This is a genomic window from Haloferax sp. Atlit-10N (assembly GCF_003586325.1).
Taxonomy (GTDB): Archaea; Halobacteriota; Halobacteria; order Halobacteriales; family Haloferacaceae; genus Haloferax; species Haloferax prahovense.
The window spans coordinates 1-15,689 of the sequence record NZ_PSYX01000006.1 but is presented as its reverse complement, the minus strand read 5'-3'; the positions used below and the strand labels follow the sequence as shown (position 1 = coordinate 15,689).

The 15,689-nt window shown below is 65.0% G+C and carries 14 protein-coding genes; 4 read left to right on the top strand and 10 right to left on the bottom strand.

Translation table 11 applies throughout. From position 1 onward, the window contains the following. The first annotated feature begins 488 nt into the window (after positions 1-488). Positions 489-1,244: an HTH-type transcriptional regulator XacR gene (gene xacR / locus C5B91_RS16235; RefSeq protein ID WP_008097029.1), complete on the top strand. Its 756-nt coding sequence runs from the start codon at positions 489-491 to the stop codon at positions 1,242-1,244. Positions 1,245-1,556: 312 nt separating this feature from the next. On the opposite strand, the gene C5B91_RS16230 is transcribed toward xacR, so the two are convergent. Further along, positions 1,557-3,005, bottom strand: coding sequence for a 2,5-dioxovalerate dehydrogenase (locus C5B91_RS16230; RefSeq protein ID WP_008097030.1), 1,449 nt, complete (start codon positions 3,003-3,005; stop codon positions 1,557-1,559). Between the two features lie 180 nt (positions 3,006-3,185). On the opposite strand from C5B91_RS16230, the gene C5B91_RS16225 reads away from it, so the two are divergent. Then, the gene (locus C5B91_RS16225; RefSeq protein ID WP_004972176.1) at positions 3,186-4,424 is read left to right on the top strand and encodes a xylonate dehydratase; all 1,239 of its coding nucleotides are present in this window, start codon (positions 3,186-3,188) and stop codon (positions 4,422-4,424) included. Between the two features lie 327 nt (positions 4,425-4,751). Here the strand turns inward: C5B91_RS16225 and xacK are convergent, their stop codons facing one another. The 6 genes from xacK to C5B91_RS16195 form a co-directional block, all read right to left on the bottom strand. Next, positions 4,752-5,903 (bottom strand): xylose/arabinose ABC transporter ATP-binding protein XacK, encoded by a 1,152-nt coding sequence (gene xacK / locus C5B91_RS16220; protein ID WP_115820067.1) that lies wholly within the window; start codon positions 5,901-5,903, stop codon positions 4,752-4,754. 2 nt (positions 5,904-5,905) lie between these two features. Then, complete coding sequence (gene xacJ, locus C5B91_RS16215; RefSeq protein ID WP_115805605.1) at positions 5,906-7,057, bottom strand: xylose/arabinose ABC transporter ATP-binding protein XacJ; 1,152 nt, start codon at positions 7,055-7,057, stop codon at positions 5,906-5,908. Between the two features lie 3 nt (positions 7,058-7,060). Next, a complete protein-coding gene (xacI, locus tag C5B91_RS16210) occupies positions 7,061-7,990 on the bottom strand; it encodes a xylose/arabinose ABC transporter permease XacI (protein WP_004972182.1) in 930 nt (309 codons plus the stop codon). Positions 7,991-7,992: 2 nt separating this feature from the next. Next, positions 7,993-8,946 (bottom strand): xylose/arabinose ABC transporter permease XacH, encoded by a 954-nt coding sequence (xacH, locus tag C5B91_RS16205; protein WP_008097040.1) that lies wholly within the window; start codon positions 8,944-8,946, stop codon positions 7,993-7,995. Between the two features lie 54 nt (positions 8,947-9,000). Beyond that, positions 9,001-10,311 carry an ABC transporter substrate-binding protein gene (locus C5B91_RS16200; protein WP_181950722.1) on the bottom strand — a complete coding sequence of 437 codons (1,311 nt, stop codon included), beginning with the start codon at positions 10,309-10,311 and terminating at the stop codon, positions 9,001-9,003. 296 nt (positions 10,312-10,607) lie between these two features. Beyond that, complete coding sequence (locus C5B91_RS16195) at positions 10,608-11,372, bottom strand: L-arabinose 1-dehydrogenase (RefSeq protein ID WP_008097042.1); 765 nt, start codon at positions 11,370-11,372, stop codon at positions 10,608-10,610. A 100-nt stretch (positions 11,373-11,472) separates the two neighbouring features. On the opposite strand from C5B91_RS16195, the gene C5B91_RS16190 reads away from it, so the two are divergent. After that, the gene (locus C5B91_RS16190; protein ID WP_162832780.1) at positions 11,473-12,234 is read left to right on the top strand and encodes an SDR family oxidoreductase; all 762 of its coding nucleotides are present in this window, start codon (positions 11,473-11,475) and stop codon (positions 12,232-12,234) included. A 77-nt stretch (positions 12,235-12,311) separates the two neighbouring features. Beyond that, positions 12,312-13,166: a pentonolactonase XacC gene (xacC, locus tag C5B91_RS16185; RefSeq protein WP_115805606.1), complete on the top strand. Its 855-nt coding sequence runs from the start codon at positions 12,312-12,314 to the stop codon at positions 13,164-13,166. A 27-nt stretch (positions 13,167-13,193) separates the two neighbouring features. Here xacC and C5B91_RS16180 read toward each other — a convergent pair whose 3' ends face one another. From C5B91_RS16180 to C5B91_RS16170, 3 genes are all read right to left on the bottom strand, one after another. Further along, positions 13,194-14,171: a D-xylose 1-dehydrogenase gene (locus C5B91_RS16180; RefSeq protein ID WP_008097046.1), complete on the bottom strand. Its 978-nt coding sequence runs from the start codon at positions 14,169-14,171 to the stop codon at positions 13,194-13,196. Between the two features lie 60 nt (positions 14,172-14,231). Continuing rightward, positions 14,232-15,350: a D-xylose 1-dehydrogenase Gfo6 gene (gene gfo6, locus C5B91_RS16175; protein ID WP_115820068.1), complete on the bottom strand. Its 1,119-nt coding sequence runs from the start codon at positions 15,348-15,350 to the stop codon at positions 14,232-14,234. Then, on the bottom strand, positions 15,347-15,689 hold a 343-nt coding region (locus tag C5B91_RS16170; protein WP_199519539.1), incomplete at its 5' end, for a fumarylacetoacetate hydrolase family protein. The genes C5B91_RS16170 and gfo6, both read right to left, overlap by 4 nt.

Genomic DNA, 15,689 nt, shown 5'->3' with positions numbered 1-15,689 from the left:
ATCCTGTAAGAGCCCATTCCCAGCGACAAAAACGACTATTCAGATATGAGTCAAACGGGACCGAATCATCGAGATTCGTTGACTATTTTATAGGAACTATGTAAATATCCATAAATAAATTCGGTCGATAATCGAGGTGAGCGTCGGGGAGGTACCACCGGTCGCGACGGCAAACCGGTCGCGCCGAGGAGACGACCGCCGGGCAAGCTCTACACCCATGCCAAAAAATATCATGCTCCGGCACGAGGTTACGCGTGGTCGGCGCGAGCGGTCCGACCGTGTGACGTGTCAGTCATACCAGTACGCGCGAGGCGGCGGCGGACGCCGTGACAAGTCCAACTCATGAACGCCCACCGCCGACTCTCGCGTTACGCTCAGCATCAACCATCGAAAGCGGTTTTCCGAGTCGAACGGGACGCCTTTCTGCGACTCGGCGTCACCGTTCTCCGGACCAGAACACTTATTCAGATACTTGACAACGAGTAGCTATGGACGCCAAACATCCGGTGCGAACCACCGAGAAGACACTGGCGCTCGTCGAGGAGTTGATGGAGAAAGGACCCTGTGGGGTCACGGAGTTAGCGAGCGACCTCCACATGGGAAAGAGCGCGGTCCACAACCACTTGACGACCCTCCAGAAACACGGGTACGTTCTCAAGGACGGCGACGACTACCGCGTCGGTCTGAAATTCCTCGAAGTCGGCGGTCACAGTCGGAAGTCGATGGAGGTGTATCAGGTCGCCGAACCCGAGGTCAAGTCGCTCGCCGCCGACACGGGTGAACTCGCCAACCTCCTCGTCGAAGAACAGGGGATGGGCGTCTACCTGATGCGGGCGAAAGGCGACGACGCCGTCGACCTCGACACCTACGCGGGCCTCCGAACGAACCTGCACACGACCGCCCTCGGGAAGGCGATTCTCGCGAACCTCCCGGAGTCGCGGGTGGACGAGATAATCGAGCGTCACGGTCTCGAACAGAAGACGCCGAAGAGCATCGGCACGCGACAGGAGCTGTTTCAGGTGCTCGAAGCGGTTCGAGAGCGGGGCTACGCCATCGACGACGGCGAGCGCCTCGAAGGGCTGCGCTGCCTCGCGGCACCCATCAAATCGTCCTCCGGCGAGGTGCTCGGTGCCATCAGCGTCTCGGCACCCGCCAGCCGGGTCAGCGACGAAGACCTCCACGGGTCGCTCCCCGAACGCGTCCTGAGCGCGGCGAACGTCGTCGAGCTCAACATCAACTACTGACGCACCCTGTTCGCTATCTCGGAACAGACCGCGAACCCCTCGAATTCTCGATTTAGAGCCGTGTTAACACAGCTCTCGGCGTGTGATTACGAGTGAAAATTACACAGCTAGTCGTGTAACCCATACTGTAGTCACCCGTAGAGTGCCGTTCTGTTATAGAGAATCGTGTTTGGAGCGGGCTGAGCCAACAGTCTCGGCCGGGTGAGGGTGCGAATGACGGGTGAGAAAACGACAGCAGAGGAAACGAGAGGAGACGAGAGAAAAGAACGAGACGATTGCAGACGGTCGCTGTCGACGACCGTCGGGAGCCGCTCAGTAGTTGTCGTAGACCGTCTTCTCGATGGTGTAGAAGTCGAGACCGGCGTCGCCCTGCTCGCGCCACGTCTCGGACGAGGAGCGCTTGAACCCGCCGAAGGGGACGTGGAGTTCGAGGCCGGTCGTCTTGTCGTTGACCTTCACGACGCCGGCTTCGGCCTCGTCGACGAAGCGGTTCGCCTCGGTGTGGTCGTCGGTGACGACGCTGGCCGACAGGCCGTAGTCGACGTCGTTCGCGACCACCAGTCCCTCGTCGAAGTCACTCACTTCGATGACGGCGACGACCGGACCGAAGACCTCCTCCTGTGCGATGCGCATGTCGGGGTCGACGTCGGTGAACACCGTCGGCTCGACGAAGTGGCCCGTCTCGACTTCCTCGCCCTCGGGGACGCCGCCGCCGGCGACGAGGGTCGCGCCCTCGCCCTCGGCGATATCGATGTATTCCAGCGTCGAGGAGAGCTCGGACTCGCTGACCTGCGGGCCCATCTCGTGGTCGGTTCCGGGGCCGACGTCGAGGGATTCCGCGCGGTCGACGAGTTCGGCGACGAAGTCGTCGTACACGTCCTCGTGGACGATGGCGCGGGAACACGCCGTACAGGACTGGCCGGTGGTGCCGAACCCGCCGTTAGCGACGATGTCGGCGGCCTCGGCGGGGTCGGCCGAGTCGGCGACGAGCGTCGGGTTCTTCCCGCCGAGTTCGGTCTGAACGCGCTTGCCGGCGTCTGTGGCCTGCTCGTAGACCATCTCGCCGACCTGACTGCTACCGGTGAACGAGACGAGGTCCGTGCCCTCGTTGCCGATGAACTCGCTACCGACCGAGCTACCGGGGCCGGTGACGACGTTGAGGACGCCGTCCGGAAGGCCGGCCTCGTCGAGCGCGCGGGCGATTTCGACGACGACGCCGGGCGCGATGGAGGCGGGCTTCAGGACGACGGTGTTGCCGGCGGCGAGCGCCGGGGCGAGCTTCCACGCGGGGATGGCGATGGGGTAGTTCCACGGCGTGATGAGCGCCGCGACGCCGACGGGCTCCTGCCGCGTGTAGAGGTTCGTGTTCGGTCCGCTCGCACCCTTCCTCGCGCCGCCGAGGTCGGCGGCCTTCGTCGAGAAGTAGTGGAAGATGTCGATTGCGCGTTGTACCTCGCCCGCCGCTTCGGGCCGCGCCTTCCCCTCCTCGGCGATGAGAATCTCCGTCAGTTCGTCCTTCCGCTGGGCGAGGAGCGTGCCCGCCTCGCGGAGGATGCGCCCGCGCTCGGGGCCGGGCGTGTTTCGCCACTCGTCTTCGGCCGCCACGGCGGCGTCGACGGCCGCCGCAGCGTCGTTCTCGTTCGAGTGCTGGTACGTCGCGACTACCTCGCTCGGGTTCGCGGGGTTCGTCACCTCGGCCGTCTCGCCGGTCTCCGAAGCGACCCACTCACCGTTGACGTAGTTTTTACTGGGTTCCGTCATCGGTCGTGTGTTCTCTCTTCCGACATACAATTCTTGCGAAATTGTCACCATTTGTAAGCCGTCAACGACGACCGGTGCTCGGGCGACAGCGACGGTTACTGCTCGGGGAGTACACGCGAACTGAGCGACGAACTACCAACCCACACACTTTTGTAGTGGCTTTCGAGATATACGTGCGCAATGGTTGAGCAAGCGAAGCTTAGCGACCCGAACGCGGAGTACACGATGCGCGACCTGTCCGCGGAGACGATGGATATCACGAATCCGCGAGGCGGCGTCCGCGACGCCGAAATCACGGACGTACAGACGACGATGGTCGACGGGAACTACCCGTGGATTCTCGTCCGCGTCTACACCGACGCGGGCGTCGTCGGCACCGGCGAGGCCTACTGGGGCGGCGGCGACACCGCCATCATCGAGCGGATGAAACCGTTCCTCGTCGGCGAGAACCCCCTCGACATCGACCGTCTCTACGAGCACCTCGTCCAGAAGATGTCGGGCGAGGGCTCGGTTTCGGGCAAGGTCATCTCCGCCATCTCGGGCATCGAAATCGCGCTTCACGACGTCGCCGGGAAGCTCCTCGACGTGCCCGCCTACCAGCTCGTCGGCGGGAAGTACCGCGACGAGGTGCGCGTCTACTGCGACCTCCACACCGAAGACGAGGCCAACCCACAGGCCTGCGCCGAGGAGGGCGTCCGCGTGGTCGAGGAGCTCGGCTACGACGCCATCAAGTTCGACCTCGACGTGCCCTCGGGCCACGAGAAGGACCGCGCGAACCGCCACCTCCGCAACCCCGAAATCGACCACAAGGTCGAAATCGTCGAGGCCGTCACCGAGGCCGTCGGCGACCGCGCCGACGTCGCGTTCGACTGCCACTGGTCCTTTACCGGCGGGAGCGCCAAGCGCCTCGCGTCCGAGCTGGAAGACTACGACGTGTGGTGGCTCGAAGACCCCGTGCCGCCGGAGAACCACGACGTGCAGAAGCTCGTGACCCAGTCCACGACGACGCCCATCGCGGTCGGCGAGAACGTCTACCGGAAGTTCGGCCAGCGGACGCTGCTCGAACCGCAGGCGGTGGACATCATCGCGCCCGACCTGCCCCGCGTCGGCGGCATGCGCGAGACGCGGAAGATTGCGGACCTCGCGGACATGTACTACATCCCCGTGGCGATGCACAACGTCTCGTCTCCCATCGGGACGATGGCCTCCGCGCAGGTCGCCGCGGCCATCCCGAACTCGCTTGCCCTCGAGTACCACTCCTACCAGCTCGGCTGGTGGGAGGACCTCGTCGAGGAGGACGACCTGATTCAGAACGGTCGCATGGAGATTCCCGAGAAGCCCGGCCTCGGGCTGACGCTCGACCTCGACGCCGTCGGAGAACACATGGTCGAAGGAGAGACCCTCTTCGACGAGGAGTAACCCGAGAAAACTGTCCCACAGCGGCCGCATCAGCCTGACATAACACACCGACTGGACGCGACACCGCAGCCGAGAGAAGTGAGCGTCTCACCGCTCGCGGCGCGTCCGCCGTGGCCGCCTTTTACCCGCAGTCGTTCGACACCGGAGCGGCGCGACTCGCGCACGTCGCTACCGCGCTGCCGGGAGGCGAGTACTGACGACTACCGGAGCAGCGCTTGCGAACAAAAGATGAGAGAAGGTGTGGATGGTCAGTCCGAGGAGGTGGGGTGCCTGGAGGGCCCGCAGGGGTGAAAGAACGAACGGCGACAGGGGGTGTCGACCGAGTCGTCAGTCGGAGATGAACGCGCCGATGGCGCGGTTCGACGGGAGCTCTCGGTTCTTCAGCGCGTTGCCGGTCTCCCCGTCGAACAGGTGAATCGCGTCCTCGGGGAACGAGACGGACGTCCGGTCGCCCGATTCGACCCTCGACCGTCCAGTGGTGGTCGCGGTGAACCGAGTCCCCTCGCGGCCCTCGGCGAACCGCAGGTGGACGGTGTTCTCGTTACCCTGCGGCTCGACGACGACCACCTCGGCGTCGAAGGTTCGGTCGCCGGAGCGCCGCTCGCCGACCTCGATATCCTCGGGTCGAATGCCGAGCGTGAGGGCGCTCGCGCCGCCGAGTTGGTCTCTGGTCGCGTCCGAAAGCGGGTAGTCGAAGCCGTCGCCGCGGAAGGTGCCACCCTCCAGCGACCCGTCGAAGAAGTTCATCGACGGCTCGCCGATGAAGCCCGCGACGAACAGGTTGTTCGGCCGGTGGTAGCAGTCCAGCGGCGTCCCGACCTGCTGGAGTTCGCCGTCGTCGAGGACGGCGACGCGGTCGCCCATCGTCATCGCCTCCGTCTGGTCGTGGGTGACGTAGATGGTGGTGACGCCGAGTTCCTCTTGGAGGCGCTGGAGCTCCGTCCGCATCTCCGCCCGGAGCTTGGCGTCCAGGTTGGACAGCGGCTCGTCCATCAGGAACACCTCGGGGTCGCGTACGATGGCGCGCCCGAGCGCGACCCGCTGTTGCTGGCCGCCCGAAAGCTGTCTAGGCTTGCGGTCGAGCAGGTCGGAGATGCCGAGCATATCGGTCGTCTCCTCGACCCGTTGGCGTATCTCGTCGTCCGGCAGGTCGGTCGATTCTTCGAGGCCGAACGACATGTTGCCGCGGACGCTCTTGTGCGGGTACAGCGCGTACGACTGGAACACCATCGCGATGTCCCGGTCCTGCGCGGACACGTCGTTGAGGACGCGGTCTTCGAGTCGGAGTTCGCCCTCGGTGACGGTTTCGAGTCCCGCCATCATCCGGAGCGTCGTCGATTTCCCGCACCCCGAGGGACCGACGAGCACGAGGAACTCCCCGTCGTCGATGTCGAGCGATATCTCTTCGACGGCGACGATGTCGCCGCCGCCGTCCTCGGTGTAAACCTTCGTTACGTCGTCGAGTGTCAATCGTGCCATAGCTACTGTTCGAGTTCTGTGAGGTCGGCTTCCTGGTCGTGTCGGCGGTTGTGTACCGCGGTTCCGGTCTCCGCGTCGAACACGTGAATCGTGTCCGGCGGAATCCTCACCGTGACGCGGTCGCCCCGCGTGACGAGGTGCATTCCCTCCGTGACCGCCTGTAACGCGTCGTCGTCGGAAGGTTGGTCCGGGTGCGAGAGGTGGAGGACGTTCTGGTCGCCGTGGGGTTCCACGACAGTCACGTCCATCTGGAGTTCGTGATCGTCGAGCGCGGCGTCGTCGGGGGCCGCGTCGGCGACTTCGATGTCTTCGGGGCGCACCCCCAAGACGAGGTCGTCGCGGTCGTCGACGGACTCCATCACGTCCTCGTCGAGCGGGTACGAGAAGTGTTCACCGACGAACGTCGACTCCGAGCGCGTTCCGCGGACGAGGTTTATCATCGGCTCGCCGATGAACTCCGCGACGAACAGGTTGTTCGGCTCGTGGTAGCACTCGAAGGGAGAGGCAACCTGCTGGAGTTCGCCGTCGTCCATGACGGCGATACGGTCGGCCATCGTCATCGCCTCCGTCTGGTTGTGGGTGACGTAGACGGTCGTGACGGCGAGTTGGTCCTGCAGGTTCTGGAGCTCGGTGCGCATCTCCGCCCGGAGCTTGGCGTCCAGGTTGGACAGCGGCTCGTCCATCAGGAACACCTCGGGGTCGCGTACGATGGCGCGCCCGAGCGCGACCCGCTGTTGCTGACCGCCCGAGAGTTCGTCGGGCTTGCGGTCGAGCAGGTCGGCGATGCCGAGCGTCTCCGCGACTTCGACGACGCGCTCGTCGCGCTCCGCAGACGTGTATCCCTCCTCTTCTTCCAGCCCGAACCGGATGTTCTGCCGGACGGTCATGTGGGGGTACAGCGCGTAGTCCTGGAACACCATCGCGATGTCGCGGTTCTGCGGGACGCGGTAGTTCATGTGGTCCCCGCCGATGTAGATGTCCCCGCTGGTCGGGGTCTCCAGGCCGGCGAGCATCCGGAGCGTCGTCGACTTCCCACAGCCCGACGGGCCGACGAGCACGAGGAACTCCTCGTCGGCGATGTCGAGCGACAGGTCGTCGACGGCGACCGTGTCGCCGAAGCGCTTCGTCAGGTCGGTGAGTTGAATCTGTCCCATAGCTTAGGCCTCCGTGCGAAGTCCCTTGGCGAACTGCTCGGCGAACGCGACGTACAGGATGAGCGTCGGAACCGCGGCGAGGAACGCCGCGGACATCCTGATACCGAAGTCGATGCCGGAAGTCGACGCCCCGATTGCGGGCAGCACCAGCGTGACCGGTGCTGCGGGCGCGTCGGACCCGGTGACGAGCGTGAACGCGAAGAGGAACTCGTTGTAAATCTGCGTGAACTGGTAGATGAACACGACGCCGAACATCGGCTTCGAGATGGGCAGGATGATGCGCCGGTAAATCTTCGTGATGCTCGCGCCGTCGATTTTACCGGCCTCCACGAGCGAGTTCGGGAGGCTCTGGTAGTACGACCGGAACAGTATCGTACAGATGGGAATCCCGTAGGCGATGTGGGTGATGACGAGGGGGACGAGTTCCGCGTGGTACCCCTGGAAGAAGGGTATCGACGCCACCATCGGCTCTATCATCCGCGCGAGCGGGAAGATGTTGTTCCAGAAGCGCGCGAGCGGGACCAACACGGCCTGGTAGGGGACGAAGACGCCGACGACGAAGAGCATCAGCACGCCCATCTGGGCCCGCCAGTTGACCATCGTGAGGCCGTAGGCGGCCATGCTCCCGAACAGGACGCTCCCGATAGTCGCCGGAATCGACATGATGAGCGAGTTGAAGAACGACCCCGAGAGCTGTTCGAGGGCGAACTGGATGTTACCGAGGGTGAAGCCCTCGCCGACCGGCGGCGCGAAGGGGAGCGAGCGGGCGACCGACTCGTTCGTCTTGATGGCGGTCATGATTCCCGTCTCTAGCGGGACGAGGAAGAAGCCGAGGAAGAACACGACGAGCGCGTACTGGGCGACGCGCCGGAGGTTCACGTCCTCAACGAGCGATGCGACGTCGAAACTGCCTGTGGATGACGACTGTGACATGGTCAGAGACTCCCCTGTTTGTACTGGTAGTAGAGGTACGGTCCGATGACGCCGAGCGCCATGACGAGGAGCATGGTCGCGATGGCGGCCGAGTAGGCCCACTCACCGAACTTGAACGCGCGGCGCACCATGAGCGTCGCCAGGATGTCCGTCCCGTTCGGCGGGCGGTAGCGTCCGACGAGAGCGTACAGGAAGGTGAACGCCTTCAGCGCGAACACCATCAACACGACGGCCGCGCTGACGGACGCTTCCTTCAGTTGCGGGACGATGATGCGGAGGTAGGTCCGAGTGATGCTCGCGCCGTCGACGCGGGCCGCCTCGAACTGGTCGTCGGGAATCGACTGGAGCCCCGCGAGGTAGACGACCATCGTGTACCCGCTGAACTGCCAGATGAGGGCGAATATCACCGCACCGAGCGCGATTGATGGGTTCCCCAGCCAGTCCACGGGATTGAACCCGAGGGTCGTCACGACGAGGTTGAGGATGCCGCTTTCGACGTTGAACATCCAGAGCCACAGTTGTGCGGTGACGACGAACGAGAGGCTCATCGGGAGGAGATAGACCGTCTGGAACTTCTCGGAAAAGCGGATGCCGTGGTCCAACAGGATTGCGAGGAACAGTCCGAGTACCAGACAGATAGTCGTAAAGCCTACCAGGAGGACCAAGTTGTTCTGCGCGGCGGCGATGAACGCGTCGCTCGACAGCGCCTGGGCGTACATCTCCAGGTCGAGAACGGAGTAATCGGGGGTTCCGAGGCCCTCGTAGTCCGTAAACGAGATGGCGAAGTTGTAGCCGATGCCACCGTAGACGGCGATGCTCATGAGGACGAACGGGATTCCCCAGTACGGCGCGGAGCGAACGAAGTCGCTGTTGAGGAAATACTGGAGCTTCGACTCCCACCCGACCGCCTCGTCGGTCGCGTCGGAGACGTGCTCCGTGTTGTCGTGTGTGGCCATGGATATACCTATATTTTATTTGTGAGTGATAAAGGTGTAGTTTCGACCGAAGCCCTACTCGGAGACCGCTTCGATGAGCGCGTCGGCGGTGGCCTCGACCTTGAACGGCCCCATGAAGTTGTCGCCGAAGGCGGTCTTACACGCGCCCATCGTCTTGGGCGTGACTGCGAGCCCGTGGGCGATGGTCGGCGGGTAGGCCTCCGAATCGGTGAGGTCCTCGTACGTCATCGCGAGGAAGTCGGTCAGTTCGCTCGGGTCGATGTCGGTGCGGAGCGGAACCGACCCCTTGGGGTTGTTGAAGGCGATCTGGGCCTTCTTCGAGCCGACGAACTTCTGCCACGCGATGGTCTCCTCGCGGCTCGGGTTGTTGCTCGGCGCGACGATGGAGTCGACGTGGTAGAAGTAGATACCTTCCGTGCCCGGGAACGGTATCCAATCCCACTGCTCTTTGTAGTTGAAGCTGTCGTCGGCGCGGAACATGCCGTAGACCCAGTTCCCCTGGTGGATGGTGGCCGCCTTCCCCGAGATGACCTTCTGGCCCGCCGTCGTGAAGCTAATGGACGAGGCGTCGGCGGTGATGTAGTTCTCGTTGATAGTCTTCAGCGCCTCGAGCGCCTCCACGACGGCCGCCCTGTCGGGGTTGCCCTCGATGAAGTTCGTGTACGCCTCGACGCCGCTTTGGCTCGTCAGAATCTGCGCCCAAAGCTGGAGGTTCGTCCACGGCGCGACCATCGCCTGCGCCATCGGCGTCACGTCCGTGTTCTGGTCGATGGTTTCGAGCGCGTCGAGGAGCGCGTCGACGCTATCGAGGCTCGACGCGTCGATGCCGGCCTCCTCGAAGACGGCGGTGTTGTAGAACAGGTTGTTCATCCGGTGGGACCCGATTGGGACCGCCGGCATCTTGTCGTTGAACTTACACAGTTCCACCGCGCGGGACTGCATGGTGTCTTTGAATCCCTCGGCGTCCCACACGTCGGCTTCGAGGTCCATCAGTGCGCCCGAGTACCGTTCGAGGTTCTTCCCCGGCCAGTTGGCGAACGAACTCATCGGGTTGTTGTTCGCGAGCCGTCGAAGAATCGTCGCGTTGAGGTTCACGTTCGCGCTGGCCCCGACCGCCTGGAAGTTCGTATCCATCTCGGGGTGCTCCTCCTCGAACGCCTCGATGAGCGCGGTGACCGCCGCCTCGCCGTCGCCGCCGGCCCAGCCGTGAAGGACTTCGAGTTCCGAGTCCCACGTGCTGCCTGAACTGTCCCCACCGGTCTCGGTGTCGCCGCCGGACCCGTCGGAACCGCTCCCGCTCTCGGTGGCCTCGGTCTCGGAGCCGCCACCCCCGGTACATCCAGCGAGGCCGGCAGCGGCACCCACGGACAGGGCTTTCAGGTACTTTCGGCGGTTCACACTTTCATCGCTACAGCCATGCTCAGCCATGTTGTACCCATGTTATCTTCCCTCATATATAGGTTGTGAATGACTGATGATGATATAAAAACGGAGGGGTCGAATCAACTCGTCTCGAAAATGTTTCGCGTTCGTTCTCCTGAATAATAGTTCGGAACCGCGTTCGACGGGTGAACCAACCGGCGAGCGGGGACGGGCGTCGTCAGCCGCGGCGCGCCTCGCGACAGGTCGGAACCTCACTCACAGTTCGCTCCGGTCCCCGCTCACTCCACGACAGTCGCCGAGTTGTCCCGCGGGCGGTAGCCGATGGCGCGCATCGTCTCCGTGAGCGAGAGGTACCGGTCGTCGTTCGCGGAGACGAGGTTGACCGCGAGCGGCGAGTCCGGGAGGGGAGCCTCGACGGCCCGGCGCATCCCCTGTGCGCAGTCGTCGGGGCTGAGCCACATCGCGCGGACGTAGCGCGCGACGTCTTCTTCCTCGTCCATCTTCTCGCGGACCTCCTCGGCCGTCAGGAGCCACCCGATGCGGAGGTTGAGCACTTCCAGTCCGTGTCGGTCCGCGTAGTAGTTGCCCAGCGCCTCGCCGAACACCTTGCTCACGCCGTAGTACGAGTCGGGACGCGCCGGGTCCGACACGCCGACCGCCTCGGCGTCGGCGGCCAGGGTCTCCGGGCGGGTCGGGTCGGCGATGTTGTACATCTGGTGGACGTGGTTCGTGCTGGCGAAGACGAGTCGGTCGACGTCGGCCGCCAGCGCCGCCTCGTAGACGTTGTACGTGCCGCCGATATTGACCTCGTAGACGCTGTCCCACGCCGCGTCGGGGTTCGGATTGGCCGCGAGGTGAACGACGATATCGTGGCCCTCGAACGCCTCAGTCAGCGCGTCCTCGTCGCGCACGTCGAGGATGATGCTATCGAGTCCCTCGCGTTCTCGGTGCGTGATGGGCGTCACGTCGTGGTCCGAGTCCAGCGTCTCGACCGTGACTCTTCCGACGTTGCCAGCCGCTCCGGTAACCGCAATACGTGCCATACAATGACAATCGACGGAAGTCTAATAAACGTGTTCCAAGCGCCCGTCGCCGGATTGCCACGGGGAAAACACGTATGCGACAGGGTCACAATCACGGTGTATGGTCGACCGACCAACCGCTTTGGAAGACCCGCTCGACGGGCGGGCGGCGCTCGTCACGGGAGCGAGTTCGGGAATCGGCGCGGCGACGGCGCGCGTGCTCGCCGAAGACGGCGCGGACGTATGTCTCGCCGCCCGCAGAGTCGAGCGACTGGAATCGCTCGCGGACGAGATTCGCGCGGCGACGGACGCCGCCGTGAGCGTCGTGCCGACCGACGTGACCGACCCCGACGCGGTCCGGGCGCTCGTCGACGCGACCGTCGAGCGGTTCGGCTCGCTCGACATCGTCGTCTGCAACGCCGGTCTCGGCGTCGACAAGCCGGTCGCTGAACTCACAGACGAGGAGTACCGGCTGATGACCGGCGTCAACGTCGACGGGATGTTCTACACGGCGAGAGAGGCGATTCCGCACCTCGTGGAGACGGAGGGCAATATCGTCTTCCTCGGGAGTATGTCCGGGAACCACCCGCGACCCCACAACCCGGTGTACGCCGCGACGAAGTGGTGGGTCCGCGGGTTCGCGTCGAGCCTGCAGGGGTCCATCGGCGAGGAGAACGTCGGCGTGACCTGCGTCAACCCGACCGAGGTCAGGACCGAGTTCGGCTCCGAGAGCGGCGAGACGCAGGCGGAGTCGTTCGACGAGGGCGAGGTGACGGAGGCGATAGAGGTCGCCGACGCCATCGCCTACGCGGTCCGGCAGCGGTCGCCGAACACGGTGCTCTCGCTCGACCTCTACCGGCGAGACAAGATTTCGCACTTCTGAAGGCGTCGACGAGAGTGGCGGCGACCCCCGCGAACTCGGGGGAAGCGTATTTTGCGGTCGATTGCGAACGAACGGCCATGACTGTCACACGAGCGGTCGACACGTCGTGCCGGCTCGGCGAGGGGCCGGTCTGGCACCCCGACGAAAAGCGGCTGTACTGGGTAGACATCGAAGCCGGGCGGCTCCACCGCTACGACCCCGAGACGGGAGCGCACGACTGTCCCGTCGAAACGTCGGTTCTCGCCGGCGTCACGCTGCAGCGCGACGGGTCGCTGTTGGCGTTCATGGACCGCGGTCGCGTCGGCCGCGTCGTCGATGGCGAACTCGAAGCGGTGACGCGAATTGTCGACTCGCCGACCCGGTTCAACGATGTCATCGCCGACCCCGCCGGGCGGGTGTTCTGCGGGACGATGCCCACGGAATCCGCGGGCGGGCGGCTGTTCCGCCTCGACACCGACGGGACGGTGACGACGGTCGAGACCGGCGTCGGTATTCCGAACGGGATGGGCTTCACCCGCGACCGCGAGCGGTTCTACTTCACGGAGACCGAGGCACACACCATCTATCGGTACGGCTACGACGAGGAGACGGGAGCCGTCTCGGACCGCGAGCGGTTCGTCGAATCGCCGGACACCCCCGGACTGCCGGACGGTATGACGGTCGATTCGGCGGGCAACATCTGGTCCGCCCGCTGGGAGGGGGGCTGTGTGGTCAAGTACGACGGCGACGGAACCGAACTCGAACGGTTCGACGTGCCGACGGAGAAAGTGACGAGCGTCGCGTTCGGCGGGTCCGACCTCGATACGCTCTACGTGACGACCGCCGGCGGCGACCCGGACGGGAGAGCAGGCGACGCGGCCGGGGCGCTGTTTCGCCTCGACGTGGAGGCGACCGGTCGCCCCGAGTTCCGCTCTGACGTTCGGCTGGACTGAGCCGAAGCGGACACCGCCCGCGGGCGGTCAGTTCAGGTCGACCGCGCGCCCGGTGTCGGCGCTCTCGTAAACCGCATCGATGGTCCGCATGAGGTCGACGGACTCCTCGCGGTCGATTCGCGGCGTCTCGCCGGTCTCGACGGCGCGGGCGAACGCCTCGACCTCGCGTCGGTAGTTATCTATCGGGTCGAACGTCTCGGTGACGACGCGGCCGTCGGTCGCATAGGTGAGTTCGGCGGACGCCGTCGGCTCGATGTTGAACGCGGTCTTCGCCTCCAGCCAACCGTCGGTGGTCTGGACGCGGTAGTACTGCGTCTCGGGCGTATCGAACGATGACTCGACCCGGGCGGTCGCGCCGGAGTCGTACTCCAAGACGCCCGACATCCGCGTGTCGACGCCGCAGTCGCGCGTGTCGGTCGTGGTCGCGTACACCCGGTCGGGCGTCCCGAGGAAGAGTCGCGCCGCGCTGATGGCGTAACAGCCGACGTCCATGACGCTCCCGCCCGCGAGTTCGGGCTCGATGCGGATGTTCTCCGCCCCGTCGGGCAGCCGGAACGAGAAGTTCGACGTGACCGAGACGACCTCGCCGAGTTCCGAGGCGACGAGTTCCGCGGCCCGCTCGGTCCGCGGGTGGAAGCGATACATGAACCCCTCCATCAGCGTGACGCCCGCGTCCTCGCAGTAGTCGAAGACGGCGGCCGTCTCGTCGGCGCTGGCGGTCAGCGGCTTCTCGCAGAGCACGTGCAGACCGTGGTCGGCGGCCGCCCGAACCCAGTCGGCGTGGAGGCTGTTGGGAAGCGGGATGTAGACCGCGTCGAGGGAGTCGTCGGCCAACAGCGCCTCGTAACTGCCGTACGCGGTGGGAATGCCGACCTCGTCGGCGACCGCGCTCGCCCGCGTCTCGTCGCGGGACGCGATGGCGGCCGCCGCGTGGTCGCTCGCCTGAATCGCCGGAATCACCGATTCGATACCGATACCTGCGGTGCCGAGGATACCAAACTGCATGCGGGGAGGTGCGGCGACCCCGATAATAAAACTCCGGGCGAAAACGCGTCGAATCGGGGCTTACGCCTCGTCGGAGGCGGAGTCGACGTCGACGTCGACCGGGACGTCGGTGCCGCGCTCCGCCGCGGCGTAAATCGCATCCATCGCGCGCATGTCTACGAGCGCGTGGTCGCCGTCAGGCTCGGGGTCGGTCTCCGTTAGGAGGCGGGACGCGAAGTAGTCGAACTCCTCGGTCATCTGGTTCACCTGCTCGAAGTCGTAGTCGGCTGACTGGTCCCCCCACGACAGCCGGAAGCCGCGCTTCTGTCGGTTGTAGAACGCGGGCTCGATTTCGAGTTCTCCCTCGGTGCCGGTCACCCGGAGGTGGCTCGACTGGTAGGCCGACTGGCTGGCGGTGCAGACCGCGAGCGTGCCGTCGTCGAAGTCGACGCCGAAGCTGACGTGTTCGTCGCCGACGGCCTCGAACGCCTCGTCGTCGACTCGGGCGCGCGCCCTGACGCGGACGGGGTCGGCGTCGAGGACGAACCGGGCGGTGTTCAGCGGGTAGAGCCCGATGTCCATGACGGTCGCGCCGCCGGAGAGTTCTGGGTCGAGTCGCCACTGGTCGGGGTCGGGGACGACTTCGTCTAGCAGGCGCTGGGACATGTGCCCGTGGACGAACACCGGGTCGCCGACGACGCCGGCTTCGACGAGTTCGCGGGCGCGTCGGACGGCCGGTTCGGTCTGCATCCGATAGGCGACCATCAGGGGCACGTCGGCGCGGTCGCAGGCGGCGACGAGTTTCTCGGCCCGCTCGACCGACGCTTCGAGCGGTTTCTCGCAGAGGACGGCCTTCCCCAACTCGGCGGCGGTCTCGACGTACGGGAGATGTAATCCATTCGGCGTGACGACGTACACCGCGTCGTAGGTGTCGGCCGCGACGCCCTCGTGGAACTCGTCGTAGGTGAGCCCGTGGGTTATCGACCCGGCCAGCTCTCTCGCGCCCTCGGCTTTCTCCTTCGAGCTACTGACGACGACCGTCGTCTCGCAGAACTCGGACTCCTCGACCGCGGGAATCGCCTCGTCGCGGGTCCACCAGCCGAGGCCGATCATGGCGAGCCTAACGGTTCCCGTCACGTCGTCGCCCTGCCAGTCGCGGCGCGTGAACTCCTCTGTGATATCGGTGGGTGTGGGTGTCATACGGTGGTGACGCCGTTCGAGAGGGTGCCGATATCTTCGACGGTGATGTCGACGCGGTCGCCTTCTTGGAGGTCGAACGGTTGTTCGGGGACGAGCGAGGTGCCCGTGAGGATGACCGCCAGTTCGGGGACCGTGTTGTGGCGCGTGAAGTACGACACGAGTTCCTCGCAACTGCGGACCATCTCGCTGGTGTTCGTGGCGTCGTCGTAGACGACCTCGCCGTCGCGCTCGATAGTCATGCTCATCTCTAACTCGTGAGGGTCGTCGATGTCATCGGGCGTGACCACGCACGGGCCGAGCGAACAACAGCGGTCGTAGACCTTCGCCTGCGGCAGGTAC